The sequence below is a fragment of the Tolypothrix sp. PCC 7712 genome (assembly GCF_025860405.1).
Taxonomy (GTDB): Bacteria; Cyanobacteriota; Cyanobacteriia; order Cyanobacteriales; family Nostocaceae; genus Aulosira; species Aulosira diplosiphon.
Genome location: NZ_CP063785.1, coordinates 6611240 through 6637554, shown reverse-complemented (window position 1 = coordinate 6637554; position 26315 = coordinate 6611240). Strand labels below are relative to the sequence as shown.

Below are 26315 nucleotides of genomic sequence, written 5' to 3'. Positions count from 1 at the left end.
CATGCTGCCAAATTTTAAATTTATCCCAATTTCTTTTAGCTGGGTAGCAATTCACCCAGAAACCAAAGGTGTAATTCAGTTTATCGGTGGGGCTTTTTTTGGCACTTTCCCTACTATTTTTTATCGATATTTTTTACAAACATTGTATGCAGAAGGTTATACAATTATTGCGATACCCTTCCGGTTTAGCTTTCGTCATTGGCCAATTGCAATTGATTTATTAAAGGAGCAGGACAGAATTAGTAAAGAATTGGCAAAAATCACAGGTGATGAGAGCTACCAAAAAAAAGATAATTACTTGTGGATAGGACATAGCTTAGGCTGTAAATATATCGCTTTACTAGAATTTATGAGTGGTCAGCAATGGCAACAAATTATCGAGTCTTGTGTGGAAAAGAAAGCTGTTCAGCAAATTGAGACGATTATTGCCAATGCTGATTTAGAAAATGCTTCTATTTTGAGTCAACCATCTTTACTAATTGCACCTGATATTAGCAATACAGAAAGCGCAATTCCTATACGTGCGATCGCACAATTTCTCGACAAACTTGGGTTAGGTGTACTTCCAACCAGAGAACAAACTCAATGTTTTATTGAGCGCAGCCTTTTGTTTAACCTAACGGCTCTAATTTCCTTTAATCGGGATAATTTAGCTGGTAGTATCACTGATGAATTCAAAGACAAGCAAACCCGCGAAAATAGTGATGTATTGTGGTTGCTTCAACAATTAAAAACTAGAAAATTTTCACTTCTACATCAAGAGTTAGCAGGCAAACATTTAGAGCCATTAGGTGTAAGAGTCGGTAAATATATTGTAGATTTCAACCCTTTTGATAAGTTTATCGCCTTACTCAGCCGTAGATTACTTGAGAAATATGTCCTGCAATTTATCATTCAGCTAAAACAGCGTCAGACATAAGTTATACCTATTTTCAAGAAAATGTATTTGATGAGTAAAGACACAAAATTTTTATGTCTTTACTTAGACTAATTTAAATAATGTTTGCGACACATTAATGTATTCTAGAGGGCAAGGCACTACCCATTGGTGTCAACTTAAGCTAAAAGCTATATAGGGCGGGCGTTGTACAAATACCTCGCGCCCTCATCCCCTAACCCCTTCTCCCGCAGGAGAAGGGGAACTAAATCTCTTGCTCCCCTCTCCCCGTGGGCTATCTTACCCACATCTTTCTTAACATTGCTGTAAGCCAAAATCTGAGGGAATGGCAGAGGATTCATAGTTAAACCTTGTAGAGACGCGATGAATCGCGTCTGTCAAAAATCGCTTATCCCCAATCCCCAGTCCCCATTACCCCTTATCCCCAGAGGGGGCCCCGAGTTCCCCAGTCCCCAATCCCCAGTCCCCAACCCCCATAAATTTGATATCATTGACCGAAAGGCGCGATCGCACGCACCTCTTCCGCAGATTTGCAAAAACACTATGACAAAGCGTAAAAAAAGCAATCTCCAGTGGATTAAAGAAACGCTTGAACTAAAACCCGATCATCACTGGGAATCACCATCAGGTTACAAAATTTTTGTAGCTAATCGCGGGGCTGTGCGCTTCAATGTTCCGCAAAATTGGCATTTTGAGCCGCAAGAAAAATCATTTAAGTTCCTCGATAAAAAACCGCCCAATGATGATTGTTGCTTAGAAGTATCTTTTAATCATCTCCCTCCTAACGACTGGAGTATGTTTCCCCTCAAGTCCACATTGAAAAAAATTATGGATGACGACAGCCGCGATGTCATTGAGAGAGGAGAAATCATCACCGTCAAACGCCAAACCGCCAAGATTGTCTGGACAGAGATTAAGTTTATCGACACCCAAGCAGAACCACGGGAAGCTTTTTCGCGCACTTGCATTGCTTTGGGGTCGAATATTCAGTGTTTGATTACCTTTGATTATTGGGCAGATCAAGCCGAAAAGCTCATACCTGTTTGGGATGAAGCCATCCGTAGTTTGACATTAGGATTATATATTCGTGACCCCAGAACTGGTTTAGCTTATCCAGACTAGTAGTCTGTCAAGAAATAATTGACGGATAGATTTCTGTAGAGACGGCGATTTATCGCGTCTCTCTAACAGTCAAAATGAATTTGACAGACCACTAGTACCGCTAAGAATCTCCGCGGCTTTTAGCCCGGAGAGTTGTCATCCTTGGATTCCTTGATATAAAATCCCGACAATCTTACTTAATTCTTTAATATAATAGTTATTTAAATCAACAAATAAATTAACACCTTCTAGCTTCATAAATTTCCAAATATCTCCCGTAGTTACTGCTCCGTAAATAGTTTTTATTTCATTCTTCTCCTGTTCATTAAAAATTTGTGCGGCTAACATTGCTGCCATACATTGACCTAAGCCGCTTTTAATATTTTCATTTTTTGCCTCAACAATAATAATTACAGGTGCATTAATTGTTAGCTGTTCTTTAGAACGACTAATCACAAAATCACAATATCCGTTTAGTCCTTTCTCTGCATCAACATTAAAATCTGAGCCAGAAAATAGACTAATTTGATAGTTAGCCTGCCGCCTAATTTCTAATAAAATAGGTGTAATAATCATTTCAGACCTAGCTTTTTCTGTATTAATCGCTAATGCTAGCTCTGTAGTTTCTTCTAGAGTAGTTAAAAGTTGATCGCTTATTTCTCTAGGTGCAATATCAGCAAATAAATCAACTTCCTCATCAATATAAATATTGAAATCCTTTTTAAACTTATTCAGAGTAAAGTCGCTATAAGCCATTGGTATTAACCTTATACTATCGAAAGACTGAATTTAACTAATAACTTTTGATGATACAACCTCTGCCTAGAGCAAGATTTGGCTGATGAGCCATCTGAAGTAAAAATAGAATGCGAAAACTAATGGAGATTGTATTCTATGCAACTAAATTATTTCACAAAGGTGATTTCTACTGTAAAAAACTGGATGACTACAGCATTGCTTTGTGCTTTAGCAATGGCTTTTGCTTGGCAAGGTGCATTTTTCGCCAACAATACAGCAATGGCTGATCCAGCAAGCTTGATTGCAACCATTGACAACGGCGATCGCGTAAAAAGTAAAGTTAGCGAAGATACTGGACGCACCAAAAATTTTATCAGAGAAACCGCAGATAAAGTTGAGGAAGCTGCCAGAAGCAATGCATCGAAAGTTGAAGACGCAACCGATAACAATGGTAGTTTCGTTGAGCGCAAAGCTAAGAGAGATGCCGCTACAATTCATAAGAGAGCAGAAGAAGATGCAGCTCGCACTCAAAAAGCAGTAGACAACACCAAGAATGTTGTACAAAAAGCTGTTGATAACGTCAAAGATGCTTTTAGCAAATAGTTACTCTAGCAATCCTATTTTAGTTGCGAAAGATATCGGTTTTGGCTGTTGACTGTTAACTGTTAACTGTTGACAACCCTTCATCTAATGTTACACTCATTTAGGATTACTATAGGGCATCTCTTAGGGACACAGCAATGCTGTGTCCTTATACCATGTTATAGTGGCTAAAAATGCTATGACATTATTTGAAAATCAACTAGAAACCGTTTACGCCCAAGACCGTCAAGAATGGCGAGGATGGTTACAGAAAAATCATCAAAATTCTATTGGTGTGTGGCTGATTTACTATAAAGTTAAAAGTGGTAAACCAAGCGTTAAATATAGCGAAGCCGTAAAAGAAGCTTTATGTTTTGGCTGGATTGATAGCAAAGTCAAAACTATAGACACAGAACGCTATATGCAAATATTTACACCCCGCAAGCCAAAAAGTGTTTGGTCAAAGTTAAATAAGCAATATATTGAAGAACTTATTGCCCAAAATTTGATGACTGAAGCGGGATTGCAAAAGATTGAAATCGCCAAACAGAATGGTTTTTGGGTTAGCTTAGATGCGATTGAAGCATTAACAATCCCAGCAGATTTACAACTAGCATTAGCAGCAAATGAAACTGCTAATCAATATTTTGCAGCTTTTAGTAAATCAACTAAGAAAAATATCCTCAAGTGGATTGAAAGTGCTAAACGTCCAGAGACAAGGTTAAAAAGAATCGAGCAAACTATTATTTCAGTAGCGCAGAATAAAAATCCCTTGCTCCGTTGAGATTAGGGAAAGCAAGAAAGAAAATAAGTAAACATCTAACTGAAAATAATATTTTTTGAGGACACAATTGAGATTGGACTATATTTGCTCAATTATGCTCGAAGTTAGAGTATAGTCGATTATTTACAGTAAATTCTCCAAAGCGATGCCTAAAACAGTCCTTATTACCGGAACATCCAGTGGTATTGGTAAACTGGCTGCAATCTACTTTGCTCAACAAGGCTGGAATGTGGCTGCAACTATGCGTAACCCTAGCCAAGACAAAGATTTGTGCAATATCTCCAACATCAAATTATATTCCTTAGACGTAACAGATAATAACAGTATTCAAACTGCGATCGCATCTGCTATTCAAGATTTTGGTCAAATTGATGTCTTAGTTAACAACGCAGGTTTTGCTTTCGATGGCGTATTTGAAGCCATGACAGATGAAATTCTAGAGCAGCAATTCAATACTAATGTGTTTGGATTAATGCGCGTCACCAGAGCCATCATTCCTTATATGCGCCAACAAGGTGGCGGTACAATTATTCAAATCGCCAGTATGGGGGGTAGAGTTACTTTCCCCTTATATAGCATTTATCACAGTTCTAAATGGGCAGTAGAAGGATTTAGCGAAGCCTTACATTATGAATTAGAACCCTTCAATATCAAAATTAAAATCATTGAACCAGGCGTAATTAAAACAGAATTTTATGGCAGCAGTCGCCAGTTTATCACGAGTGATGCTTTACCCATGTATAAACCTTTGGTAGACATCGTAGAAAAGGTTTCCCAGGAAGCTGGTAAAAATGGTGAGCCACCTGAACTAGTTGCTAAGGCAATTTTTCAAGCGGCGTGCGATCGCAGTCGCAAAATGCGTTATTCTGTAGGTCAACCTGCGCCAATTCTGCTGATGCTGCGTAAATTGCTGCCTGATAGTTGGTATTTTTCAATCATCAAAAGTGTCTATAAAATTTAATATCAGATTTTGAGAACTAGGCGATCGCGTAGTCTGGCGTTTGCTCAATCAAACCAGATGATACTGTTGACAGCCAATCGGAGTATGAAGGGCGAGAACTCTTTGGAACAAGTTATGCGTGAAGAAATTACTCCTACATCATTACCTGTTGAATAAATCTGAGTATCGACAGGGTTGTACAACTCGTTTAGTTGAAATCGTATTTGACATTGATGATTATAGGGCAATGAGTCGGCTTTTCATCCCATCAAGCGGCCAACATTAAAAGTTTGCGGAAACCTAACTTTGTATCTTAAAAGAAGTAGTAGACTGTTTACTCGATTATTTGTTAGACCACAATCTGCTCAGGGAATACTATATGTAAGCAAATATGTTGAATCCTATCAGGGCTTCTTTAGCAATGGGAATGGGAGAAAGTAAAGCGGTTCAAGTTCTTAATACTTACCTTAAATTCTGTAAAGCACTTCATATAGAAGGAAAGATAACAGATGAAAACTTTAATCGTATTCGGTTCATCAATGCTTGTATCAATGGAAAACAAGATAAAATTAGGGAAATTTGGGGTGATATTTTTGATGAAATTTACTGCTTATTAGAAAAACCTGAAATAAAATTAAGGCTTGAAGAAGAGCGAAGAGAACTTGAAATTTCTCGGCAAAAGAGAAAATTAGAGAAGCAAAAATCGATTTCAAATCTAAAAAAAATTGAGCAAAGTAAAAAAAGCAGAGTACCGCAACATGCAGCAGGTAACAAAAATAGTAAAGAAAAAAAGCAAAAAAAAGCAAAAAAATTACAATCGAATAGGAAACATCAAGGATATATAATTCAGCCAAAAAGTATACAGCAAATAAGAGAGATTTTTTGGAGAAGTGTTGCGCTTGCAAAAGAGGAAGAAGAAGCTAGAAAAAAATTAAGGAGACAAAATGTTCAACCCATTCGAGAGGTTTCTCCAGTGCACACATTTGAAGAATCTTCAATTTTCGAAGACATTATGGATGAACGAAGAGCAGAGGGCAAAGGTTATGGTGGTTCAAAATAGTTAAACTTATCATCTTCTAGCGGTGTAAGGCTTCGTCAAAGTAGCTACTTAATCGTCCTAAAGTATCTCAAATAATACCAACAAATTCTTCCAAATACATTCAGTAAGTGGGGTTATAATCATCTAATCAATCCGAAAAAATCTAATCCAAACAGCGATCGCATCATTTAATCTAAAAAATGTCATTTAAATTAGTTTTTGATTTAACAGTCTTAATTTAAAACTCATGCCAGCAATATCTCAAAACCAGACAGAGTAAGGGCTATATTGTTTCAGTTATCATCAGTCGATTATGCTGTAACTTACATTTAGGCTAGAAATGAAAGCTTTTTTCTACGGCTGCCAAAAAACCTAGTATAATCTTGAGTTCTAAGAGCGTAGGCGAAGCCCGCCGCAGGCATCGCTAGGTTCGGAGTAATCCCAAGAGTGCATTTGACGGAAAGGAAGACCCATCTTTTGGAAAACGTACTTCTCTTTCACACCAGAAGCAATCAAATCTGGCTTGAGTGCTTTAACAAACTCTTCAAATTCGTAAGCGGTAACGTCGTCATAAACGATGGTGCCGTTGTCGATGTAGTGAGTGGTACGTTTGTAGTCGTCGTTATGAGCAAACTCATAACCTGTACCAACCATCTTCATACCTAGATCATAGAAAGCGGGTACAACGTGGCGAGGACGTAGACCACCAACCATCATAGCGACGGTCTTACCTTCCAAACGGGGGCGATACTTAGAAATGATCGCATCCATTGTAGGCTGGTACTTAGCAATGATCTTCTCAGCGTTTTCTTGGATCTTAGAGTCAAACTTAGAAGCGATTTCCCGGAGGGATTCAGCAATCTTAGTAGGCCCAAAGAAGTTGTATTCTAACCAGGGAATATAATAGACTAAAGCCTAAAAACCTTATATATCAATGCTTTTATAAGTCTGCGTTTTGTGTAGCTTATTTTTGTCTTAAAGCTCATGATTTAAACATCTAAAACCCCAGCGCAATGGTAATTTGATTTGCAAATTGTGGCTTACGATCACGCCAAAGATTACGGCCATCAGCTAGAACCGATGGATAAAGGTAGAAAACGAGTGATTGCAATGACTGTAACAATGGGACGGCGGATGGCGACTACCGGAGTAATTCACTTGACGGAAGAAAGTCCCAACGAAGAAACTTGGCTGACGTTGTGCGGACGTAAGATTCGCGCGGCTCAGGCTTTGCCGTTGGAAGAGTTCGCTGGGGGGAATTGCTGTGTGTATTGCACTAGGGTGCAGCGCTCTAACGAGTTACTTCGTTCCCGATTGGGTGCGGCGTAATTGTGCGGCTCACATTTCAAAACACGGAACCTTATAGAGTTCCTTGCAGTGTGAAGTGTGTGGCGTTATTTTTTTGCAAATATTTGTCGGACAACATATATGTTATCCGTCAGCGAATTTGGAAGAATTGCACCAGTCACAAGTTTACTTGTCGAGGAAGGATTGCAATGAAGTGTGAACTGCTTCGGGGACTAGTATAGTGGTCGATGCGAAACGCGTCAGAGGATAAGTTTACTTGTCTTTGGTTAATGCGTGCAAATTAGCGGCATTGCGCGACACAGAGAACCCTGATCAGGTTTCCAAAGTACGCGCTCATTCCGTGACATAGGGGAAGGTATAACCTTTCCAAAGTATGCAACGTGTCACCAGCACCAAAGAGATGCCTTTAAAAACCGTAGACGTTTCTGTCCAGACCTAATAGGTTTCACGCGAATTTAATCACCAGAGTTTTAGTCACACCTTAAGGTATCGCTAAATCGCTTTAGTCCCAAAGACCGTCAAAGCGATCGCGTGCTGACCTTCTCGCTGAGTGGCGATCGCCCGACGTTTTTGTACACAATCGGCGGCGGCTGGTCTTAGCGATGCACGTTGCAGTAACTTCCAACTTCATCAGCCAGCTATTGGAAGTTGGAAGTTAGCGGCTAGTCAACGACAGGTGGGTGAAGTTGCAGGTTTGACTTACTTAAAATAGAAAAATTTAAAAAGTTTAGAAAATATCTGGATCATCTGGATCATCTGGATCAAGTCTTATACAGCAAGGGTTTGAATATGATCCAGATATTGAAATGTATCTGGATCTATCTGGATCACCTAGATTATTGTCAACCGAAAGATGTAACTCTATACACCATTGACCTTGGTTTCAGCCGTATTAACAGCAGGCAAGTGTGCTGTTTTTGACTGACTCATGAAGTAAGTAGATACATCTGTATTACTGACAGAAAGTTTGACTTACTAGTCCAGGCGGTAGTCAAATTCTGATCGTCTCCATCACCGACAGAAAAAGTTTGACTTACTAGTCCAGGCGGTAGTCAAATTCTGATCATCTCCATCACTGATAGAAAGATTTGTATCTCTGCACACCCATTAATCTCTGCTTTAGCCGTATTAGCAACAGGTGAATGTACTTTTTCTAACTCATAAATGAGATATCTGACCTAAGTGATCCAGATAGATCCAGATACATTTCAATATCTGGATCATCTTCAAACCCTTGCTGTATAAGACTTGATCCAGATGATCCAGATGATCCAGATATTTTCTAAACTTTTTAAATTTTTCTATTTTAAGTAAGTCAAAAATTCAAGGGCAGTAGATCCCTAAAAAATATCCCCAGTCACGAACCGGGGGGGGTATCCCAAAGACCGAACCTTACAAAAACTTTGGCGGTGTCGGATACTCTTTCGTTGGTACAAAGTTTTTTCTCTTGAGCCAATGCGAATACTTTTCGCCGAATCTCTGCTGATTCGCGGCATCCATTAAGGGATAGGTATTAACTACAGCTAGAATCTCAACGATTCGTTTTGTATCCTCACGTTCGACCTTAAGATCAAGTTCGAGGTCAAGCTTGAATTTGAGAGACTCTAAGTCCAAAGGACTACCATTTAATTGAATCTCTCCAGTAAAGGTGTTGTAGTGTAACTTATCTCCCCAAGCGTCTCTGATTATGTAATAGCCTCTCATTAACTTAGAATTAAGGAACTCGTAACGCTCTTGGACTGCCTTTTTCATGATGTCCCGCCCCTCAGTCGTTTCCTGCCTTGATGCAATATCGGCAGCAAGTGTTGGGTCAGCAGTGACGTAGCTGATAAAAATCTCGGCTACATAGTTAGCAAAGTTTGGTTCAAAGTAGCTGGCTAGGTGAATTGCCATGATTGGGTGAACCCAAGTGACCCAAGTTTTACCTACTCGCTCAACGATCCAAGGTTCAGTGTTTGGATTTGCGGTTTTCAACTGCTCGAATTTAGCTTTTGTTTCTGTCTTCTGCTTCCAGTTACCGAGCCGATACCCATAATGTTCACACCATCTGGTAGCGTTGATATAATCGTCATTTCGCCGTGCGTCTTGCACTAATTTGTCGAATCGCTCTATTTGTGACATACATTTTTTCTTTTTAAAATTTTAAGCAATCCCAGCTTATGCGGGGATTGCTTTTTAGTCCTCCTAGAGATCCTGGAGTGCCTTGCTAATAATGTCCAGCCCTTCGGTCGTTTCCTGCCTTGAGGCAATGTCAGCACCAAGCGTTGGGTCAGCAGTCATGCACCTAAAAGCAATCCCGGCTACATGCATAGCAAAGCCTCGATCAAGGTGGCTGAATAGGTGAACTGCCATGATTGGGTGAAGCCAAGTGACCCAAGTTTTACCTACTCGCTCAACGATCCAAGGTTCAGTATTTGGCTCTGTTCTTTTCAGCGCCTCTGACCTGGCTTTTGTTTTTGGCAACCGCTTCCATTTATCCAGTCGATACCCAAAATGCTTACACAACTCGGTAGCGTTGACATAGCCGTCGTCTCGCCGTGTGTCTTGCAGTAATTTGTTGAAATGCTCTATCTGTGACATGTAATTCTCCTGATTTTTAATTGGCTATTGCAGCTTGAGTTCTTTAGCATCAACCCAAGCGGTCTCTTCCCAGGGTGGATTAGCATCTGGGTGACATGAAGGCACTTCGATAAAATACTGCCAGTCAAAGCCTGTCCATGACAGACCACGAATATCAACCAAAAACTCGCTGGTCTTATCGCCACGTTTGACAACGTGGATCACGGTTTGACCTATATAGTATTCAGGTTTAGAAAAATCTTTGGCTACGCGCAGCCGCCAAAAGCGCGGCACGCCACAAGGTATGCCCCAAAAGGGGGTACTTGGCGATAACATAATAAATTGTCTCCTTGGTGGTTAAACGGTAAGGGGGAAGTCGTGCTGGTGGGGGAGAGGTTAGAGACTCTCCTTCCAGGGCGCAATTAAACGCCTGACTTCATTGGGCATCAGGTATTAGTCATTAATTGAAACAGAAGCTCGCCAAAAAAGCGATCGCACTTAGGGAGCAACACGACACTACGATTTACTTGCTCGACCTTGTTTACCCATGTAGACAAGAGTATACGATATCTGTGGTACTTGTCAACATAGGTATACGGCAGTAGACAAACACTGCTTAACGAGCTAACCTGTGTATACAGGCGTATACGCAGGTTCACAGGATGGGTAGCAAAGTAATTTCATTTCGATTTAACGATGAAGAAGTAGAAGCATTGCAAGCGATACAGTCTCCAGAAGATGAAGGTTCGCTTAATCAAACAGCCGCAAGATTGGTAAGAAGCTTTTTGCCTCTGTCTACGTCGTCTACGAGCGTAGACACACGATTAGAAACTGTAGAAAACGCTTTAGCTGAACTGCGATCGCACTTTGAAGCCCAACTGGAGGAACTGCGGGGAAAATCAAAAGCCCGGTAGCAGAGAAGGAGACAACCACTACCGGGCAAGAAAGCAATGAAGACTCAACTGTAGCTGATAGCGAAGCCGTCAGCCATCTAGAGGGACAAGTTATGAGCCTAGAATCTAGACTTCAGTCCTGCCACCAGGAGAGACACAGCCTAGAGGAGTGTATGAAGCAGGTATCGGCAGAACTACAGAAAAAATTGGTTGACGCAGAGCGAGAGAACGATGCTTTGCTGGAGAACCTTGAAAGGAAAGAAGAATACATTCAGCAACTGGATAAGGAGAACCAGCGACTTAGGCAACAGCTACAGACAGCAGATGCATCTGTACAACCAGATCATGAAGCAATTCGCGATCGCACACTCGACAAGCTAAAAACTGGCAGGCAATCAACGGCAGGTAAAGCTATTGAGGCTTTCATCAAGGAACTTAAACGCCAGTAAAGTGCCAGCATAACCCGGTTATAGTACGAGCATAGCCGGGTTATAGTACGAGCATAGCCGGGTTATAGTACGAGCATAGCCGGGTTATACTGCCAGTATGCAGGGACTATGCTCGGTTCTAAGTGTGGTTATAATCTGTCCACACCCAAACAATTGAGCGTCCACACCCGAACAATAAGCGGTTGCATGGACAGTTATAGTGGCCCGATACCTTAACCATTGTCGGTTGCATGGTAGGTTACAGATCGGTTGCAATGCAACAATTAAGCGTCCACAGCAAAACCAGGAAAACAATCGGCTGTGGACGGCTGAAACCACCGTCAGAAGCGGTTTTTGGCGACTGTAGACAAATTTTTGAGGGGTTCATTTAACAGAAATATCCCTATATTTTGGGATATTTTCTAACAGAATGCTAAAAAATATAGATGCGCCTTGCTAATAGAATGCAACGAAAAATGCAGTAGTGAGTTAATTCGACAGCACCTCACTGACTTGATGCCGTGCCAGAGCTTTCCTGAGACGTTCCACCTCAGCCCTTAGCCATGCATTCTCTTCTTTCAAGGCATCCATATCATCTTTTTTATCCACTGCTTGCTTAATTACTTTCTTCCGGTTCTCCAAACTGAACCACTTCTGATAAATCTCAGTGTGAATCTCTACAGAATGCCCCAAATTATCAGCAGCAGCTTTAATTGGAATGCCCATAATATGTGCTCGAATTGCCCAAGCATGGCGCAAGTCATAGGGCGTAAACGGAATCTTTACGCGCCTAAACCATGATGAACAATTAACACGAATAATATTGATATCTGTAAAACTGGTTCTGTCATCAGTTTGAGCTTTTAACAGTTCCAAGTACTCTGGATTTTTTAAATCAAACAAGTAAACCCATTCAGGATGTAGCGGTAAAGCTTCTCTGTAACCAGTCTTAGTATCTGGGTGAACCTTCCATGTATTATCTTTATTTTCAGGACTCAACCACCAATCAATTTCAGGATTCACAAACAGTTCTCGTGGGCGGAGTCCATAAGTAGCAAGCATTCCATATACCCATTCCCACATCTTCCAACTGTCTAAGTAACTCTTTCTAATTGTCAGGCTCCTAGTCAAAGAGTAGTGATGAAAAGACTCATAATATTTGATAATATCTTCATCACTGGGAATGTCTCTAGACTGACTTTTTGGTTGTGTAGCTTTAAGGTGTTCGAGAGTAAAACCAGTTAAGTTAAGAGTTGATTTTAAAACCTTCAACGATTTCACTGCGCTGTATTTGGCAGAATCTCCGGTCAATTCTGCAATTCTTTTATCAATCTCCGATTGAGTCAACAAAGTATCTAGCCCAATAAATCGCCGTAAATGGTCTTTGTAATAGGAAAAGGTGTGTTTACTTTTTTCTGTTAATTTGCGTGTTTTGAAATACTCGGTTTCAAACTCTTCTAAAACATCACCAAGGGTTTGGGATTTGTTGCTGACCTTAGCGATTTTACCCAAATACTTGTCAGTCCATTCAAACTGTTTACGGGCAAGTAGCTTGCCTAGCTCGTTCGCCTCTTCCTCTGCTGTTTTCAACCCGTCCAAGCTTGCAGGGATATTTAGCGAAATCTTGTACTGCTTAAAACCAGTTCCTTTCGTGTCGCGATCGCCTGGCTTGATTGGTAGTGATGCTTGCAATTGAATAGTTTCCCGTGCCACGACTAAGCCCACTTTCACTTTGGCGGCTTTTAGCCGAGCCTTAGTGTCTGCCAAACCTTTCTCAAATTTGCGTTCCAGATGCTGCCGAGTAGCCTTCATTTGTTTTTGCGTTCCTAGATAGCTGCCATCGGTAGATGCTGGCGGAGTGAAATCCTCAAAAACGTCCTGTGCCTTGCTTTTCATTGTGTCTTAAATGTGTCTTAAAATTTAGTCCATTTAGAACAATGTTTAAATTGAGCAAAGTTAGACGTGGACTAAATCCTGGTATCACGTAAGATTAAATCATATTTTGTACAGGGAATACCATACTTCTCTTCCATGTGACGGCTGATGTAGTTCATCGACCGATAGCAGTGGATGAGGTTAATTTTTACGTTTGGTGTCAGCATCATTTCGTTGATGGTGCCATCACCAGACCTTGAAGGCGCGGTATGATTAACAAGACATAGACACTAACACTTTTCGCAATCGCTATGATTTACGGGTATGCCAGAGTTAGCACAGTGGAACAAAGTTTAGAATACGATGCGCTCAAGCAGCAAATAAATCGACTGGAGACGGCGGGCGCTGAAGTGGTGCTGGTGGACGTGGAATCTGGGCGTTCAGATAAGCGCAAAGAATTTAATAGGCTTTTGAAGTTAATCAAGGAAGGGAAGGTCAGGGAAGTCATTATCACTCGCATTGACAGGTTAGGACGCTCTGACATTGATGTAATCAGAACTATTCAATTGTTTAATGATTGTGGAATCATATTGCGGATTCTTGATGCACCCATAGATGTTAGTTCATCCTTTGGTCGCTTTTCCGCGTCCCAGATGGCAGCATTAGCGGACTTTGAGTCTCGGCTTTTGAGCGAACGCACGCGCCACGGAATGAATTACTTTAGGTCACAAGGTAAGTTGCAAAAAGCCTGCTTTGGCTATCAGCTTAATAGCGATCGTAAACTGGAACCGCATCCGACCAACTTTCCCATAGCTAGGAAAATTATCGATCTGCTATTGCAGGGATACAGCTATGGGGCAATTAGTAAGCTGCTCTTTGAGGAACATGGCATTGAATTCTCGCTGTCAGGATTGCGGCATTGGGTGAAGAATCCTGCAATCCTTGGTCATACTCGATACTTCACCGAGATGGAATATCGCAGAAACCCGAAAAATCCACGCCCGCCCCAAATTACCCGGAATACCCACACGGCGATCGCAACCGAGGCAGAAATCAACCAGATTAAGCGAAACACCAAAACCAAGCCGAGGCTGTCAGGGAAGAAAGAGAAGGATTACCCATTGAAAGGGCTGCTGAGATGCTCGCACTGTGGCGGCGGAATGTACAGAGTGATATCTCGCTACAAGTCAGGTGAAACCCACTGGATGAGATGCGCTAGGCACGCCCAGAACGTTCATTTCTGCCCAAACAAAACCAACGCGAGGCTCGCCACATTAACTCAGCAAGTAATAGAACGAATCACCCAAAAGTCAAAGGAAATTACCGAGCAATCTAATGTGAGCGATCGCAATGAAGAGTCGGAAGCATTAATAGACCTTAAACACCAGTTGGCAGGCTTGGTAGCACTTGGCTCAAGCAATCCTGCCATTGTCGCAGCTGTACAAGATATCCAAGCCCAGATAGATGCTGAGGAAATACGCTTAAGATCTGCCTCTAGAATCGACGCAGACAGGCTTAAGCTAGCCTGGTCATATTCTCAAGCGACTTTTTGGGAATCACTGGATGATAGCGATTTACGGGAGGCGTTCAGGTCATTTGTTGAGGTGGTGTTTGTAGATTCCACTGGTAATGTTTCGTCCGTTGAGTTTGCGTGATGTTGGTCGTAAAACTCAATCGCAAGTTTCCTTAGCCGCTTTAAAAAATCTTCCCTAGACATTTTTCTCTCCTGAAGCGATATTTCAAGGTTAATCAAAAATCCAAAATTTTCTGTATCAGCTAGATCGGGATAGCGATTCAAACACCAAGCCAGGGCGATACATTGCCTCGCGCTGCCGAAACGATACTGCCACCGCCAAGAGCGCGTACCCTCCAATCCCTCTGCTGTCCAAACTCCATTAACTCGACCTTATCGCCGCAGTATTCACCGTGAGAGTTGCATCCAGGCTTCCAGGCTTCATTAGCAGCATCCTTAATATGCTTCAGTTGCTCTGGGCTGTAAAACCTGACTTCCTGACGCAGTTGTTCAGTGTCGGCGATCGCCAAGATGATTTTTCCTAGCGCCTGCGAGTCGTTCCAATTGGCTATAATTTGCTTGCTAATCGGCTGAGTATCATCACTAGTAAGGGTTTGGGCGTTTTGGTTTGTAGCGACCATAACGGTTTCAGGCTGGTTGGTGACGACCTGAGAATGATTCGGTGACGACTCTGTGCCATCTTGGTGACGACCTGAAACCCTTACGGGTGATGATGTTGGGGCAAAATGACCATTATTACCATCTTCAACTCCCTCTATAGATTGCAAGCAAGTAGTATTGGTTGCTGATTGGTTGCTATAAGAACTATTAAAAAGGTCGTCACTTTGCTGAGTATCATAACTAGCAAGGGTTTCAGCCGTCACTAACATCTTCACTGGGTCGTCACTAACCCCAGAAATAAGTGGGGGGAAATCGTGACCAGGCTGGCGAATCCCAATCATAGTAATGAAGCGCCCTCTGTTGGTCTTACGCTTGTTAGCGTCAATTCCTAGCTGAGTTCTGAGCAGGTTAAGCAGGTTTGTAGAAAAGCGCTGGGTGGTCATCGTACCCTGCCCATTAGCTGATGCCCATTGCGAGTAGTTGGCATAAAGGCAGTAACCAGCCTCGCCTGTGGCATCCCCGATTTTTGTTTCAGTGTTGGGGTCGTAGTACAGGTGCTGGTCAGCCCAATTCGCAAGGGGATTGGTTTCTAGTAGGACTTCGGCGCTAAAGCTTCCCAGTGAAGGCACGCGCTTGGCAGTGTTCCGAACATAATCCGCCACCTCATCTGCGACCATCGACAGCACCCAAAACAGCAGCCCTGGCAAATACGGCTTAAACTCCTCCATAAGGTCGCGACGTTGATGGGGAGGAATGACGCGCTCAAAGCTCATTGAGAGGCGGCGGCGCGAGAGTGCATTGGTATAATCTGAACTTTGGATTGCTTCGTTAGCGGCTACCCAAACTACACCAGGGAATCTATAATTACCCGTTTGCTGTACGCCTTTCTTCTCAATAGGGATTTCATCGTCGCCCGTAATGGCTTTTAATCGGCTTACATCGCCTGCATAGCGCTCTGAGTCAGTAATGAAGATGGCTTTCTTCCCGTAGAATTTAGCCGACTCAAACCGATTTTGCTCTAGCTCTTTGAGGTTTGTTACAGCGTAATTGTCTTTACCCAATAGGCTTTGCACCAAGCGCAGGATAGTGCCTTTACCCGTGCCGCCAGCGCCGATTAATTCCATGTAGCGCTGTAATTCGCCGCCGCGTTCGGTAATGGTGGCGTTCATGCCAGCCCGGATGACTTCTACCCAGTCCATGTGATTGCCGCAGGTTTCTAGTAACCATTGCTTAATAGGCTCACACCCAACCTCGCGGTCACTCCATTTGAACGGTAGACGAGAGAGGAAACGATATCCGGGCTGGTGTTCTTTGACCTCTAGGGTGCGAATATCAATCACGCAATCTTCCAAACAGACAAGCCCAGATGCTACCTCCCAGTCGTTCACTCGTAACTTGGCTTTAAGCATGGTTATAACGCCCGCCACGAAGTTGGAGGAGAAGTCAACTCCTAGCGCTTCTAACTCAGTCATTACAATGTCCATCGCTTCTTCGCCTGGGATTTCACCCCAAACCCCAGCCTTGTTTTTGGCTTCGTACCAGTACCAAGCCTTCGCGGGAACATTCCAAGACAGCCTAGCGCGGTAGTTTTCCGCAAACTGCCGAATAAAAACTGCCTGGGTTATGCGATCGCCTTCCTGGTCATTCTCCTCCTTAAATTGCTTCTCCCAACTGGCAAAGTCCACCACCTTGCCCATCACCTCGCGCTTGAACTGGTCAGCGCCATTGTTTTGGATATATTCGTCCATCCCCTTCCCTTGGTCAACGCTCCACAGACCTGTTCCGATGTACACAGGTACATTAAACTTAGCCAATTGGTTAGCTAATTTACGCTGGGCTTGCACCACGCCCTTATTGGTTCGTGCGTCCGCATCAAACAGAATAATGAAACCAAAACCAGCACGGGCTAACATTTCCAATGCTTCTACTAGATAGCGTTTGCCCTGCACATCTTTCTTGGCTGATGTCAGTCCTTGTTCTACCCCAGCCAGCGCCACACAAGGAATATCGTTAGAACAGGCAGCGATCGCCTTAAATAGCCCTTCAGTAATGCCCAAACAAGGATACCCATTGATTGACCAACACAATTGCTTAAGTGCCTCTAAATCAGCCCAGTAGCGCGAGTTATGGGGGTTATGAGGCAGCATTGCGTCATAATCTTCCTTGGTCGCTGTCCGGTACTTGGGCGCTTTCTTCCCCTCTTTGTCGTCCTCGTCCTTCCAGGGCTTGTTGGGGCGAAACTGCCCAAAACCGTTGTAACCTTCTAGCCAAATCCCTGCTGATTTGGCTGTATATCCCAACCTCTCGCCTGCCTCCTTAACGTCCATCGAACGGCAGTTAGCAGCTATCCATTCGGGATTTAGCCCGCGCTTGGTTACGCATTCTTCATAATGCTTATCTGTAAGTCTATTGGCGGTTACAACCCGCCCAATTATTGCGGTCGTCATTTTCGTTGTACCTAAAAGTTGTGTTTACTTTTGGACAACCCCACTTGTTGAACCGCGATCGCCAGTGATAGTATTTCTATAGCAAAAGCGGTTCACTACTTTGTCGAGTAGTGGAGTGCCGTTGAATTTAATGAATGCAAGAAGCGCCTTAGATTACCAGTCAGAGGGCGCTTTTTGCATTTTCACCCTAGACCTGGAGGGCGCATCCTGCACTCGAAATTGAATCGAGAGGATTGCCGGAAACATAGGAATTCATCTTAAAGAACACAGGAAAATAATACATGGAATCGCAAAATTGTCCAAATGTATGCGTTTTACGGGGTCGAATCCCAGTTACCGTAACTTTACGGTAACTGGCGTGCAATAGCTCAACATTAACCGATGCATCAGCCGCGTCTGATCAGTTGCAGCAAAATCGCTTCTAAACTTTCCAAGGCGGCATTGGTCATAAAAATATTCCATAAATAGGTTGATGTCCTTGGGGTTAATCATTGACTTTGCATCCATTGGCAAACTGCACCGCCAAACATCTCAAAACATGGGTCATTTTTAACCCCAATTCCTCACAAACGGATTCAAACTGCTCTTTTTCTTCTGGGCTTAGAAAAGTTTGAACAATTTTCGCGCCCGAATCAGTCCGCTTAATATGTGGTAGTTTCTCGATCAGCATTCTTAATTCTCCTATTTCGTCATTACCAGTATCATAACAGTCATTCCCATTTGGTGATGACAAATCAGGTATATTTTCATTTAAGTTTTGCGATCGCTCGTATTGCTCCCAGTCGATGCCACTCTCAGGGTACTGTCCTGCTTTTTTCTAGCGATCGCGTCCAAGAGCAAGCGTTCTACTAAATTAGCCGTGGAGCGCCCTTCTTCTTCAGCCCATTGGTCAAGAAAGTTTTTATTTTCGGTATCAATAGCGTAAGCCATCCGAGGCTTTGGGTTGGTAGCTTTGCCCATGAGTATTGCCTTATATAGAGCCTTGTACAGATTTATTCTGACTTTAGCCTATATATAGAAAGGTTTCTACAGTTGTAGCTATTTTTCTCCAAGAAATATATAGAAGATAGTTGACGGCTTTCTACATCGTTCGTTATATTGTAGGGGTGTTAAGCGAACGCCAACTGAAAGGCAAGCAAAGCAACTGCGGTTGTTAACCGAGTTAAGTAGTTATTGCAAAGCTTTCTCAGTGGTACTGCACCTTGAAAACTGAATACTACGGAAAAATCTTAGTGTATAAAAACACTGCCAGCTGAGTGTTAAGTGAGTATTAGCGAATGTTTAGCGAGGCAACTGGTTGTAAATCAGAAGTTAGTAAAACGTGAAAAATAAATAAAAACAACTAGCTTATTTTATTGATTTTTCAGGCTTCTTGCTAATTGGCAATGCACGCATAGCTAACACTCACAAACAGGTGAGGACAGATAGTTAACAAAGTACTTTTACGCCATTAACTGTATTCATCGATACTTGTTAACTGGCTGCAAAGTGAAGTTAAGTAACTCGCAAGTAGAGTTCAACGCCTGATTATCAGAGTTAAGAGAGCGTTAGGTGTTAGTTCCGCGAAAGTTAATGGATGTCAAGTTAACAGGAGTTAACCCGCAGTAAAAAACATGATTCTTCTAGACCTAGAGCCAATTAAAAGTGACATTTCTATTTCTGCTTTGAGTGAAGAAATAGGGATATCACGAACGACCATCTACAAATACAAAGACCTGGCGGAGTACATTCTCGATTTTGAGCGAGATTTACCCCAGCTTTGATGGCGAGCCAATTACTAACGGCAGTGGATTGACTGAATACCAGTCTTGGGTAATTCAAGCGCTGATATCCTACCGCCGTAAGCGCGGGCTAACGATGGATGCGCTGAAAGCATATATCAAGCCCGCAGCAAACCAAGCCTGGGTGACAAAGGAAAGTTATTTAAAGTATCAGGAGAGTTTTGCAAATGGACACGAAGCAATACGGAACCACTAAGGGAATCCCCAACAGAACAGTTATTGAAACCTGCAAAGAGTTATTTGGTGAGGTTCCCAAGGGCGAACTAACCAGCGACCAAATCGCCGCGCTAGATGCCAAGCTTGCCTGCAAGCCCAACCTTCCCGCCCTGCCCGACGCTGGAGACAAGCTAGCAAATAGCCCTGGAATCAAGGCAGAGATTGACTATAAGGGCTTACCAGAATCTAAATTTAACCAACTGGTAGAAGCCTTCATTAGTCAGGGCGTGTCCGAGGCTGAGGCGCTGATTCATCTCCGCGATGACGCATTCATCAGAACACTGCAAAACGCAGATTTAAACCTCGCAGATGGGGTAATCAACCAAACCATCGCCCGCATCATCCGCAATAAAGCGATCGCCAGCAAGAGCCAGAACATCATCAACGCCCGCATCCCTGAAGTTCAAAGCCAGGACATCTCAGAGATGATTGCGGCTGCAAAGAGCGAGGTTAATGGCTCACAGCCCTGGCGAGCCTTTTTACCTGAAGCGAACGACTCACAACCCTGGAAAGCATTCTTAGAGGATTAAGCACATGGAATTAACACCTAAAACAATTATTTATGGAGTGAGCGCCCTTGGTACAGTCGCCTCGCTGATTGGGAGCGGCGGCAATATGGGAAACAGCCTAGACGCATTAAATAGGCTTCGGGCAGCTAATCAGCAAGAGATGGTGACTAGTGCTGAATTAGAACGCGCCGAAGCCTCCCGCAAGCAACAGACCGTCATTGCAAACAGTCGTTACAAAGCTTGTGAATTAATTGTAGCCGGAGGAGGTAAGCAAAAAATTACCTTTCCAGCAATCAATCCCAATACCATCGTTACTGACCGCAATACTGGCACACCTCTGGTTCGTGGCACGACAATCTGTGATGCCTACGGAAATACAGCCATCCTTAATGAGCAAGGCAAAGCGACCGCCTTCGCTTTTACGGGCGATCGCAACGCAGTACAAATCCGCATGAAGCGTTATAGAGGCGGTCTTTACGCCCAGCCAGTTGCGGGAGGGCAGCAATGAGAATACCTATGTTCAAACCAGCCCGCTGGGTAATCTGGACGATGCTCTGCATTGTGGGCGGCATCCTGATTGGGGCGCTTCATGTCAATATCGTGCCCTATCAAAAATTAGCAGCTTCGTTTCTTGCACCCTCGGCAGGCGACCCCAATTCGGGCTTTGGGTTTCTGAGAATGCTGCCAGGGTTTGGAGGGCTGGCAGCAGCCCTGGGGTTGGTCAGCGCATATATCATCGGAGCATTCGCATACGCCCTGGTTCAGTTCTTAGAACTGGCTCCCAATCTCATCCACCGCAGCCCCAGGATTTTAAAAGGGCTTCTAGCCTCGTCTGGTGGTCAAAAATACGCACCCAAGGATGGAGACAAAGGAACAGTTAAGCGAATCAAAAAAAGCCTGGGTCAAGGGCTTATCTGGGCGCTCGCGCATCTAGAAGCTATTAAGAGCCTAAGCTATGTTTTTGATGCCTTCATCTGCTTTATAGCCTACCCATTTATCAAGGATTTAACGAGTGTGGGCGACTTCTTTGGGGTGTTTTTAACTGGACAGTGGAACAGGATTGATTGGCAAAACCTTCTGCTTTTCGCCATCACAGTTTACGGGGTTGAATTTCTACTTAAGCTCATCTGGGCGCTCCAAGATGTTGAAAAAGCATCTCGCACCCAGCAAGATTAACCACTATTACGCCGCGTCCATGAGGCGCGGCATTTAACTAATATGACTAACGAAAATAACGAACTAACTAAGCGCGAAGAACTGATTCTGGCGGCGCTCGAAAATTCACAAGAAGAAGGCGGTGAGGCACTCGTATTAGGTGGCGTTATTGCGGGCTTCGTAGTCGGCAGTATGTTTAACCCATTCCTGGGTGGTTTCTTAACCCTCGCTATTTCCGGAGGGACGCTTGCCAGCCAATTCCAACGAGGGCGCGATCGCTTAAAGATGCTTTCTGGTGAAATGCCCATCGCTGGAAAGCTAGAAGGTGAGTCCTTGGAGGAATACAAGACACTGGTTGGGGAAGAACAGTTCACCCTTGAACTTTCCCAACTTCAAAACGGGAAGTATGAGCTAACCAACGATGCTGCAAAGTTAGTGAAGGCTAGTCAGGCGATCGCCATCAACCCAGTAGAGCAACTGGCTATGTATGCCTCACGAAACTGCTTAATTTTGGGCATAGGCGGCGATGGTAAAGACTTCTTGGTTAGTAATGCCATCCGCGAGATTAGACAGGAACAAAGCGAAATTAAGCTATTCATTATCGACCCCAAAGGGCTGCAAACAGAAGCGCCATACTATCAAGGCGTGGCTGATATTTTCCGCAGTCATCAGTGTGGTGAAACTACAGACGAGAGCGCGATCGCATGGTTTAAACAGGTGTTTGAGGAATGGAGGGCAGTCGCAGGGAAAGAGGGCGAACGATGGCTACTTATCATCACTGAAACCACCCTGATTGGCGAGGCATTCACTAGAAGCAAGGATAACTACCTTAAAGAAGTAGTCAGCAAGCAGTTGACCACAGGCGGCGGGTTTGGGAAATCATGCTGGGTGCTGGCTCAATTCCCCAACCTCGCAGATTTAGGCATGAGCAACAATAGCCGCAGTCAACTTAATGTCTTTGCGGTCGTCAAGCAACAGTCGGTCACAACGGCTGCTAGCCAATGGAGCCGCACCAAAATCATCGGCAAGATTGACCACCAGGAACTAGAGGCGCTTTGCCAAGCCTCTCCGGTTGAACGCTGCTTTTACTCGCCAACCTCCGGGCGCTGGGCAATTATGCCAGAACTGCCCAATTACAGTGCCTACAACCGCGATAAGCACCAACGGGTAAAACCTGCCAGTCAAACTCTTATCAGTGAGCCACAAGCGCCAACTGTCATTCAGGACGCGCCTGTACAACAAAGCGAAGTGGAGAAGGTGTTTCAAACTCTAGAAGAGGCGCAAACCACCGACATTATTGAGGCATTGAAAACGGCTTACCCAGAAATCCCCAACAATCAACTCAACGCCGTGATTGCCCGCATCAAACAAGAAGCGATCGCACGACGGAATGAAGCAATCATCTCTAAGTTTTCACTTTGATCGTCACTGTAACGTTACGGTAACGAGGAATTCAATTATGGGTATCAATCGAGCAACGGAAATTGATCAAACTTGCGGCGAAGTATTGCACGAATTGGACGATATTTTAGAACGGCTGCAAAACTTCAAAGCCCAATATCCGCAAGTATTCAGACATCTCTGCAACGCGGGCGCTGATGTGACTCTGGGTGACGCGATCGCCGCCCTGGAAAGTGCAACTAATTACTTGTTGGAGGGGGAATGATGCAACAGTTAGAGCCAATTTATGAAGCCACACGGCTACAGGGTGGGGCGGTCTATCAAATAGATGGGTTTTTGTACAAGTACCTATACTCCGACCCCTACGCCCGCATTGATCACCCCAGGTTTAAGTTTGTCCCACTGTCAGGGCAAAGGCGGAAGGCTGAACTAATTCTCAATAAAAACACCCTCCGCAAATGTTACCTAGTCCCAGGCTATAGGGCATCGCAGGTATCGACCGTGAGCGAGAAGGCTGTTCAAATGAGTTTGTTTTAAGGGCAAGCGTCGCAGTGATTGGACAAGAGTGCGACGCGCCCAGGATGCATCTACGCCGCAAAACGTATACACAACATAGGAAATTATGCCACAGCAACAAGTATTCACAAGCGATCGGGACGATAAAGACAATCTGAGCATCCAATTCAGCCCGCCAGTACATTACACACCTGCTGAGGTTGAGGCGGGCAACAAGTTAGTTGAAGTGGTCAATGACCCAAGCCTGAGCGAAGGCGAAAAGAAGGACGCAGTTTGGGACATCTTGAATAACGTTTAACGCTCTAACAACAAACCCCACCTAGATGTGTCTCTAGGCGGGGTTTTGGCTTATGTACTGGACACCTCTGCTTACACCATCGCAGCCGCAGCGCGGTTGTCTAGTCACCGTAACGTTACGGTGACTAGTCCGGCAAATGTTGCCTTTAAGAAGTAGAGAGAAACAGTTGGCGCAAGCATCCTGCAAGCATTGAGCAAGGGCGATCGCTTCCCAGTCGCCCTTGCTCAATGCTCAATACCGTAATGAGTTAAGAATTTGAACTTGAAAAAAATATTTATGGCAATTTGTGTTGTATGTGTGTTAATAACTCTGATGGCTCAAGCGAATTTAACCGGGAGCGTTTTAGAAAGCTTTTTACTGATGAACTTTTGTCTTGTGTTTCCTCAAAATGACTGATAACCAAACTGCTATATGATGCCAATTTCATATAATCATTTATAAGAGTTGAAGATTTTGTGGTGTCATAATAAAAGTCCCAAATCCATCTATTATATTTACTTAAATAAATTTCAACCTTATAGTAAACCATCTCTTGTGCGAAATATGTAGTTGGTAAAAAGAATGTTTGGTTATGAGTAATTTTACCATTATCAGTTATCTCAATAATTGCGCTATAGTATCCTGTTCCACGTCCCTGTTTTTTTATTGCCTCTATTGCCTCTTTTCTAGCTGTTTCTTGTACTATACTGCGACTTTCTCGTATCTCTCGTTCTCGTATCTCTCGTTCTCTGTTTTTGTTCCTCTCTACTACAAAACGTTCCAAGTTTATAAGGGCTGTAGGGAGTAGTTGCTTTGCCATTCCCTTTGCTATTTCTTCAAAAAGACCGCTCATGTTGAAATCAACCTCATTTTCTACAAAAAAGTGGTGGATATAGCGAAGCTGTTACCAGGGGCAAGATAGGCGCTTAAGTATTGGTTGTCAGTGGAACCATAATATTGCCCTTTTTGCACGTTTATGCTTCTAATTGAATAGAACAATCGTTCTTTATTTGTTTACTGCAAATAAAAAAAATCATCAAAACTGTTTCAAAAATTTCTTTAGCAGTGAATCCTATAGGGCGTTTAGAAGCCCAATCTCTCGTGATCGTCTTCTACAATTAATTACTTTGTCTAATAAGTGTCTGGGCAAATGAATTAAATCAGACAAGTTTAAGACCTCCTTTGATTTTGAAATGTGCAAATGAACTGCTAGTCATTGTGACAAGTTAAGATAGCGCTACTCAACTCAATAAGTAAAAATACTAGATTAATAGACTGAATTCAGGTATCGAATTAAACCACCAACAAATTATAGCGATACTCTAGAGAATCTAGAGTATCTAGATGTAAAGACTGTGTGAAATTGCCCTCCTAATTTTGAATTTGATGCAAGTTTTCCCATGAACAAAGGATAATGTTTAGCGATATTGTTTGCTCTTGTTGGTTGATGCGATCTGCTGAAAGCGGCAGCGCTTCCCTATCGCCCAAGCGCGGGCAAAGCCCATCGCCCCTCGTTGCCGTAAAGTTACGATCACGAGGCTACTGATACTATTTAGTTGTTTCATATACTTATGACTCATGAAACGCCCATGCAAACAGAAGTGTTATTGCATGGGCGTTTCAGCTTGCAGGAGGTGTTGTTTTGTACCGGGGGCGGTACAATATAGTAAGCAGCAACAGGATATTTAAAGTGATTATGAATACAGAAGCTAAAAAGGAATGCAACGCAAGATTTGAGGAGAAATGTGCCAAGGTGCGGGTATCGAAGGACAGGTTGACCAAGCTTGATGCGATCGCCTCTCGGCTTGGCAGCAGGCAGAAGGCGCTGGATTACCTGATAGACAACGCGGGCAACAAACAGCCCTCAAACTGCGTAGAATGCCAAATTGACCTGATGGACGCACAGCTAGAAATAGAGGCGCTAAAGGCTGAAATAGAGGCGCTGAGAGGCAAGCAAGCAGTAGAGGAAGAGTACACTGTAAGCTTGGATTTGGCGTGGGATGCGTTGAAAAGTCGCCATGAGGTGTCAGACCTCGATATTGATGAATGGCTGGCATCATAACGGTTTCAACCGCAACGCTGGACACCTACGCGCTCAACTACGTTAACACTGGCGATTGGCGGCTGAACACGGGCGCGGACGTAAGCGCGGTTGTCCAGGGGTGGTTAGCGTAACTTTACGGTAACGAGGGGCGTGGGGCGAGGGGTATCACCCATTTCGGCAATACCCCAGGTCGATTTGACATTTGGTGTCAAATCGCATTGATTAACCCCTCGCCCTTAAGCATGAGTATTGTTAGTTCTTCCCTGCCGTCAGCCGCATCCCAAATATCCGCGATTAAACCTAGCTGTTCGGGCGTGTAATTGTGTGAGAGGATGATTCCTCAACTTGTCTCCACAGCGCGTTAAAAACGAAGCCAGGGGCGACTGGGGCGTTGTTTCTTGTTGTGGGGATGGTTGGCTTTGATATTCATTCCACATATCAGTTAGTTTCCCCAGGCGAACGCAAACACCGAGAACGCCGCCCCAGAGGGCTTTTACTGCAACTTACCCAGTATTGAGGAAGCGCCCGCAGCTGTAGACAATGAAGCCGCGCCCGCCAGCCCAGCAATCATTGGTGTTTGCGCCCTGGTTGCGATCGCCATAGCGGTAGATTTGATGGCAAAGGCGGCGACATTCGCCTTTAAGCGGGCGAGGGATGCGCGCCTGATAGATAAGGGCTACAAGTACGCCG

Annotated in this window: 29 protein-coding genes and 3 pseudogenes; 21 read left to right on the top strand and 11 right to left on the bottom strand. The window is 43.7% G+C overall.

Going from position 1 to position 26315, the window contains the following annotated elements; translation table 11 throughout:
- The first annotated feature begins 1 nt into the window (after window position 1).
- A complete protein-coding gene (locus tag HGR01_RS27300) occupies window positions 2-919 on the top strand; it encodes a DUF1350 family protein (protein ID WP_045868694.1) in 918 nt (305 codons plus the stop codon).
- 522 nt (window positions 920-1441) lie between these two features.
- Entirely contained in the window at window positions 1442-2020 is a 579-nt protein-coding gene (locus HGR01_RS27295) for a hypothetical protein (RefSeq protein ID WP_045868695.1), read from the top strand.
- 135 nt (window positions 2021-2155) lie between these two features.
- On the opposite strand, the gene HGR01_RS27290 is transcribed toward HGR01_RS27295, so the two are convergent.
- Window positions 2156-2755, bottom strand: coding sequence for a hypothetical protein (locus tag HGR01_RS27290; RefSeq protein ID WP_045868696.1), 600 nt, complete (start codon window positions 2753-2755; stop codon window positions 2156-2158).
- Between the two features lie 138 nt (window positions 2756-2893).
- On the opposite strand from HGR01_RS27290, the gene HGR01_RS27285 reads away from it, so the two are divergent.
- The 5 genes and pseudogenes from HGR01_RS27285 to HGR01_RS27270 all read left to right on the top strand — a co-directional run bounded on the left by HGR01_RS27285 (window position 2894) and on the right by HGR01_RS27270 (window position 6103).
- The gene (locus HGR01_RS27285) at window positions 2894-3340 is read left to right on the top strand and encodes a hypothetical protein (RefSeq protein ID WP_045868697.1); all 447 of its coding nucleotides are present in this window, start codon (window positions 2894-2896) and stop codon (window positions 3338-3340) included.
- 178 nt (window positions 3341-3518) lie between these two features.
- Window positions 3519-4103, top strand: a complete 585-nt coding sequence (locus tag HGR01_RS27280) for a YdeI/OmpD-associated family protein (RefSeq protein ID WP_045868977.1) — start codon at window positions 3519-3521, stop codon at window positions 4101-4103.
- 145 nt (window positions 4104-4248) lie between these two features.
- Window positions 4249-5064, top strand: coding sequence for an SDR family oxidoreductase (locus tag HGR01_RS27275; protein ID WP_045868698.1), 816 nt, complete (start codon window positions 4249-4251; stop codon window positions 5062-5064).
- Between the two features lie 22 nt (window positions 5065-5086).
- Window positions 5087-5329: pseudogene (locus tag HGR01_RS41835) on the top strand (ACP S-malonyltransferase); the annotation flags it as partial.
- 105 nt (window positions 5330-5434) lie between these two features.
- Complete coding sequence (locus tag HGR01_RS27270; RefSeq protein ID WP_045868699.1) at window positions 5435-6103, top strand: hypothetical protein; 669 nt, start codon at window positions 5435-5437, stop codon at window positions 6101-6103.
- 369 nt (window positions 6104-6472) lie between these two features.
- Here HGR01_RS27270 and HGR01_RS27265 read toward each other — a convergent pair.
- Window positions 6473-6988 (bottom strand): annotated as a pseudogene (locus HGR01_RS27265) (nitrogenase component 1); the annotation flags it as partial.
- Between the two features lie 129 nt (window positions 6989-7117).
- On the opposite strand from HGR01_RS27265, the gene HGR01_RS27260 reads away from it, so the two are divergent.
- On the top strand, window positions 7118-7411 hold the full coding sequence (locus tag HGR01_RS27260) for a hypothetical protein (protein WP_045868700.1): 294 nt from the start codon (window positions 7118-7120) through the stop codon (window positions 7409-7411).
- Between the two features lie 529 nt (window positions 7412-7940).
- A complete protein-coding gene (locus HGR01_RS27255; RefSeq protein WP_155539039.1) occupies window positions 7941-8102 on the top strand; it encodes a hypothetical protein in 162 nt (53 codons plus the stop codon).
- A gap of 680 nt (window positions 8103-8782) precedes the next feature.
- On the opposite strand, the gene HGR01_RS27250 is transcribed toward HGR01_RS27255, so the two are convergent.
- From HGR01_RS27250 to HGR01_RS27240, 3 genes are all read right to left on the bottom strand, one after another.
- The gene (locus HGR01_RS27250) at window positions 8783-9511 is read right to left on the bottom strand and encodes a KilA-N domain-containing protein (protein ID WP_045868701.1); all 729 of its coding nucleotides are present in this window, start codon (window positions 9509-9511) and stop codon (window positions 8783-8785) included.
- Between the two features lie 63 nt (window positions 9512-9574).
- A complete protein-coding gene (locus tag HGR01_RS27245) occupies window positions 9575-9970 on the bottom strand; it encodes a KilA-N domain-containing protein (RefSeq protein ID WP_045868702.1) in 396 nt (131 codons plus the stop codon).
- A 24-nt stretch (window positions 9971-9994) separates the two neighbouring features.
- Window positions 9995-10285, bottom strand: a complete 291-nt coding sequence (locus HGR01_RS27240) for a hypothetical protein (RefSeq protein WP_045868703.1) — start codon at window positions 10283-10285, stop codon at window positions 9995-9997.
- 326 nt (window positions 10286-10611) lie between these two features.
- Between HGR01_RS27240 and HGR01_RS27235 the strand changes: the two genes are divergently transcribed.
- Complete coding sequence (locus HGR01_RS27235) at window positions 10612-10863, top strand: hypothetical protein (RefSeq protein WP_045868704.1); 252 nt, start codon at window positions 10612-10614, stop codon at window positions 10861-10863.
- 152 nt (window positions 10864-11015) lie between these two features.
- Window positions 11016-11291: a hypothetical protein gene (locus HGR01_RS27230; RefSeq protein ID WP_045868705.1), complete on the top strand. Its 276-nt coding sequence runs from the start codon at window positions 11016-11018 to the stop codon at window positions 11289-11291.
- Window positions 11292-11759: 468 nt separating this feature from the next.
- Here HGR01_RS27230 and HGR01_RS27225 read toward each other — a convergent pair whose 3' ends face one another.
- Both HGR01_RS27225 and HGR01_RS27220 read right to left on the bottom strand, forming a co-directional pair.
- Window positions 11760-13166, bottom strand: coding sequence for a site-specific integrase (locus HGR01_RS27225; RefSeq protein ID WP_045868706.1), 1407 nt, complete (start codon window positions 13164-13166; stop codon window positions 11760-11762).
- A 98-nt stretch (window positions 13167-13264) separates the two neighbouring features.
- Window positions 13265-13399: pseudogene (locus tag HGR01_RS27220) on the bottom strand (nitrogenase); the annotation flags it as partial.
- Window positions 13400-13456: 57 nt separating this feature from the next.
- On the opposite strand from HGR01_RS27220, the gene xisF reads away from it, so the two are divergent.
- Window positions 13457-14800 (top strand): fdxN element excision recombinase XisF, encoded by a 1344-nt coding sequence (xisF, locus tag HGR01_RS27215; protein WP_045868707.1) that lies wholly within the window; start codon window positions 13457-13459, stop codon window positions 14798-14800.
- Between the two features lie 139 nt (window positions 14801-14939).
- On the opposite strand, the gene HGR01_RS27210 is transcribed toward xisF, so the two are convergent.
- The 3 genes from HGR01_RS27210 to HGR01_RS27200 form a co-directional block, all read right to left on the bottom strand.
- Window positions 14940-17426 (bottom strand): DUF3854 domain-containing protein, encoded by a 2487-nt coding sequence (locus tag HGR01_RS27210; RefSeq protein ID WP_228045182.1) that lies wholly within the window; start codon window positions 17424-17426, stop codon window positions 14940-14942.
- A gap of 784 nt (window positions 17427-18210) precedes the next feature.
- Entirely contained in the window at window positions 18211-18396 is a 186-nt protein-coding gene (locus HGR01_RS27205; RefSeq protein ID WP_045868709.1) for a hypothetical protein, read from the bottom strand.
- Window positions 18397-18476: 80 nt separating this feature from the next.
- Window positions 18477-18686 carry a ribbon-helix-helix domain-containing protein gene (locus HGR01_RS27200; protein WP_045868710.1) on the bottom strand — a complete coding sequence of 70 codons (210 nt, stop codon included), beginning with the start codon at window positions 18684-18686 and terminating at the stop codon, window positions 18477-18479.
- A gap of 653 nt (window positions 18687-19339) precedes the next feature.
- Here HGR01_RS27200 and HGR01_RS27195 point away from each other — a divergent pair.
- The 8 genes from HGR01_RS27195 (at window position 19340) to HGR01_RS27160 (ending at window position 23602) form a co-directional block, all read left to right on the top strand.
- The gene (locus HGR01_RS27195; RefSeq protein ID WP_155539041.1) at window positions 19340-19489 is read left to right on the top strand and encodes an HTH domain-containing protein; all 150 of its coding nucleotides are present in this window, start codon (window positions 19340-19342) and stop codon (window positions 19487-19489) included.
- Entirely contained in the window at window positions 19464-19703 is a 240-nt protein-coding gene (locus tag HGR01_RS27190; RefSeq protein ID WP_155539043.1) for a hypothetical protein, read from the top strand. Before HGR01_RS27195 ends, HGR01_RS27190 begins: the two co-directional genes overlap by 26 nt.
- Entirely contained in the window at window positions 19675-20253 is a 579-nt protein-coding gene (locus HGR01_RS27185; protein WP_045868711.1) for a hypothetical protein, read from the top strand. The genes HGR01_RS27190 and HGR01_RS27185 overlap by 29 nt, the downstream gene beginning before the upstream one ends.
- 4 nt (window positions 20254-20257) lie before the next feature.
- Window positions 20258-20740 carry a hypothetical protein gene (locus HGR01_RS27180; RefSeq protein ID WP_045868712.1) on the top strand — a complete coding sequence of 161 codons (483 nt, stop codon included), beginning with the start codon at window positions 20258-20260 and terminating at the stop codon, window positions 20738-20740.
- An 8-nt stretch (window positions 20741-20748) separates the two neighbouring features.
- The gene (locus HGR01_RS27175) at window positions 20749-21408 is read left to right on the top strand and encodes a hypothetical protein (protein ID WP_155539045.1); all 660 of its coding nucleotides are present in this window, start codon (window positions 20749-20751) and stop codon (window positions 21406-21408) included.
- Between the two features lie 42 nt (window positions 21409-21450).
- The gene (locus HGR01_RS27170; protein ID WP_045868714.1) at window positions 21451-22809 is read left to right on the top strand and encodes a hypothetical protein; all 1359 of its coding nucleotides are present in this window, start codon (window positions 21451-21453) and stop codon (window positions 22807-22809) included.
- 37 nt (window positions 22810-22846) lie between these two features.
- Window positions 22847-23053 (top strand): hypothetical protein, encoded by a 207-nt coding sequence (locus tag HGR01_RS27165; RefSeq protein ID WP_045868715.1) that lies wholly within the window; start codon window positions 22847-22849, stop codon window positions 23051-23053.
- A gap of 357 nt (window positions 23054-23410) precedes the next feature.
- The gene (locus HGR01_RS27160; RefSeq protein ID WP_045868716.1) at window positions 23411-23602 is read left to right on the top strand and encodes a hypothetical protein; all 192 of its coding nucleotides are present in this window, start codon (window positions 23411-23413) and stop codon (window positions 23600-23602) included.
- A 274-nt stretch (window positions 23603-23876) separates the two neighbouring features.
- Here HGR01_RS27160 and HGR01_RS27155 read toward each other — a convergent pair whose 3' ends face one another.
- Window positions 23877-24434 (bottom strand): hypothetical protein, encoded by a 558-nt coding sequence (locus HGR01_RS27155; RefSeq protein WP_045868717.1) that lies wholly within the window; start codon window positions 24432-24434, stop codon window positions 23877-23879.
- An 843-nt stretch (window positions 24435-25277) separates the two neighbouring features.
- On the opposite strand from HGR01_RS27155, the gene HGR01_RS27150 reads away from it, so the two are divergent.
- Complete coding sequence (locus tag HGR01_RS27150) at window positions 25278-25643, top strand: hypothetical protein (protein WP_045868718.1); 366 nt, start codon at window positions 25278-25280, stop codon at window positions 25641-25643.
- Window positions 25644-26315 lie beyond the last annotated feature (672 nt).

Coding starts and splice junctions, on each gene's coding strand:
- HGR01_RS27245 (WP_045868702.1), bottom strand. CDS start 9,970: ATGTCACAGATAGAGCATTTCAACAAATTACTGCAAGACACACGGCGA.
- HGR01_RS27300 (WP_045868694.1), top strand. CDS start 2: ATGCTGCCAAATTTTAAATTTATCCCAATTTCTTTTAGCTGGGTAGCA.
- HGR01_RS27210 (WP_228045182.1), bottom strand. CDS start 17,426: ATGCTGCCTCATAACCCCCATAACTCGCGCTACTGGGCTGATTTAGAG.
- HGR01_RS27270 (WP_045868699.1), top strand. CDS start 5,435: ATGTTGAATCCTATCAGGGCTTCTTTAGCAATGGGAATGGGAGAAAGT.
- HGR01_RS27235 (WP_045868704.1), top strand. CDS start 10,612: ATGGGTAGCAAAGTAATTTCATTTCGATTTAACGATGAAGAAGTAGAA.
- HGR01_RS27160 (WP_045868716.1), top strand. CDS start 23,411: ATGCCACAGCAACAAGTATTCACAAGCGATCGGGACGATAAAGACAAT.
- HGR01_RS27285 (WP_045868697.1), top strand. CDS start 2,894: ATGCAACTAAATTATTTCACAAAGGTGATTTCTACTGTAAAAAACTGG.
- HGR01_RS27180 (WP_045868712.1), top strand. CDS start 20,258: ATGGAATTAACACCTAAAACAATTATTTATGGAGTGAGCGCCCTTGGT.
- HGR01_RS27155 (WP_045868717.1), bottom strand. CDS start 24,434: ATGAGCGGTCTTTTTGAAGAAATAGCAAAGGGAATGGCAAAGCAACTA.
- HGR01_RS27170 (WP_045868714.1), top strand. CDS start 21,451: ATGACTAACGAAAATAACGAACTAACTAAGCGCGAAGAACTGATTCTG.
- HGR01_RS27175 (WP_155539045.1), top strand. CDS start 20,749: ATGTTCAAACCAGCCCGCTGGGTAATCTGGACGATGCTCTGCATTGTG.
- HGR01_RS27295 (WP_045868695.1), top strand. CDS start 1,442: ATGACAAAGCGTAAAAAAAGCAATCTCCAGTGGATTAAAGAAACGCTT.
- HGR01_RS27290 (WP_045868696.1), bottom strand. CDS start 2,755: ATGGCTTATAGCGACTTTACTCTGAATAAGTTTAAAAAGGATTTCAAT.
- HGR01_RS27275 (WP_045868698.1), top strand. CDS start 4,249: ATGCCTAAAACAGTCCTTATTACCGGAACATCCAGTGGTATTGGTAAA.
- xisF (WP_045868707.1), top strand. CDS start 13,457: ATGATTTACGGGTATGCCAGAGTTAGCACAGTGGAACAAAGTTTAGAA.
- HGR01_RS27185 (WP_045868711.1), top strand. CDS start 19,675: ATGGACACGAAGCAATACGGAACCACTAAGGGAATCCCCAACAGAACA.
- HGR01_RS27195 (WP_155539041.1), top strand. CDS start 19,340: ATGATTCTTCTAGACCTAGAGCCAATTAAAAGTGACATTTCTATTTCT.
- HGR01_RS27225 (WP_045868706.1), bottom strand. CDS start 13,166: ATGAAAAGCAAGGCACAGGACGTTTTTGAGGATTTCACTCCGCCAGCA.
- HGR01_RS27150 (WP_045868718.1), top strand. CDS start 25,278: ATGAATACAGAAGCTAAAAAGGAATGCAACGCAAGATTTGAGGAGAAA.
- HGR01_RS27205 (WP_045868709.1), bottom strand. CDS start 18,396: ATGCTGATCGAGAAACTACCACATATTAAGCGGACTGATTCGGGCGCG.
- HGR01_RS27230 (WP_045868705.1), top strand. CDS start 11,016: ATGAAGCAGGTATCGGCAGAACTACAGAAAAAATTGGTTGACGCAGAG.
- HGR01_RS27240 (WP_045868703.1), bottom strand. CDS start 10,285: ATGTTATCGCCAAGTACCCCCTTTTGGGGCATACCTTGTGGCGTGCCG.
- HGR01_RS27200 (WP_045868710.1), bottom strand. CDS start 18,686: ATGGGCAAAGCTACCAACCCAAAGCCTCGGATGGCTTACGCTATTGAT.
- HGR01_RS27280 (WP_045868977.1), top strand. CDS start 3,519: ATGACATTATTTGAAAATCAACTAGAAACCGTTTACGCCCAAGACCGT.
- HGR01_RS27165 (WP_045868715.1), top strand. CDS start 22,847: ATGGGTATCAATCGAGCAACGGAAATTGATCAAACTTGCGGCGAAGTA.
- HGR01_RS27250 (WP_045868701.1), bottom strand. CDS start 9,511: ATGTCACAAATAGAGCGATTCGACAAATTAGTGCAAGACGCACGGCGA.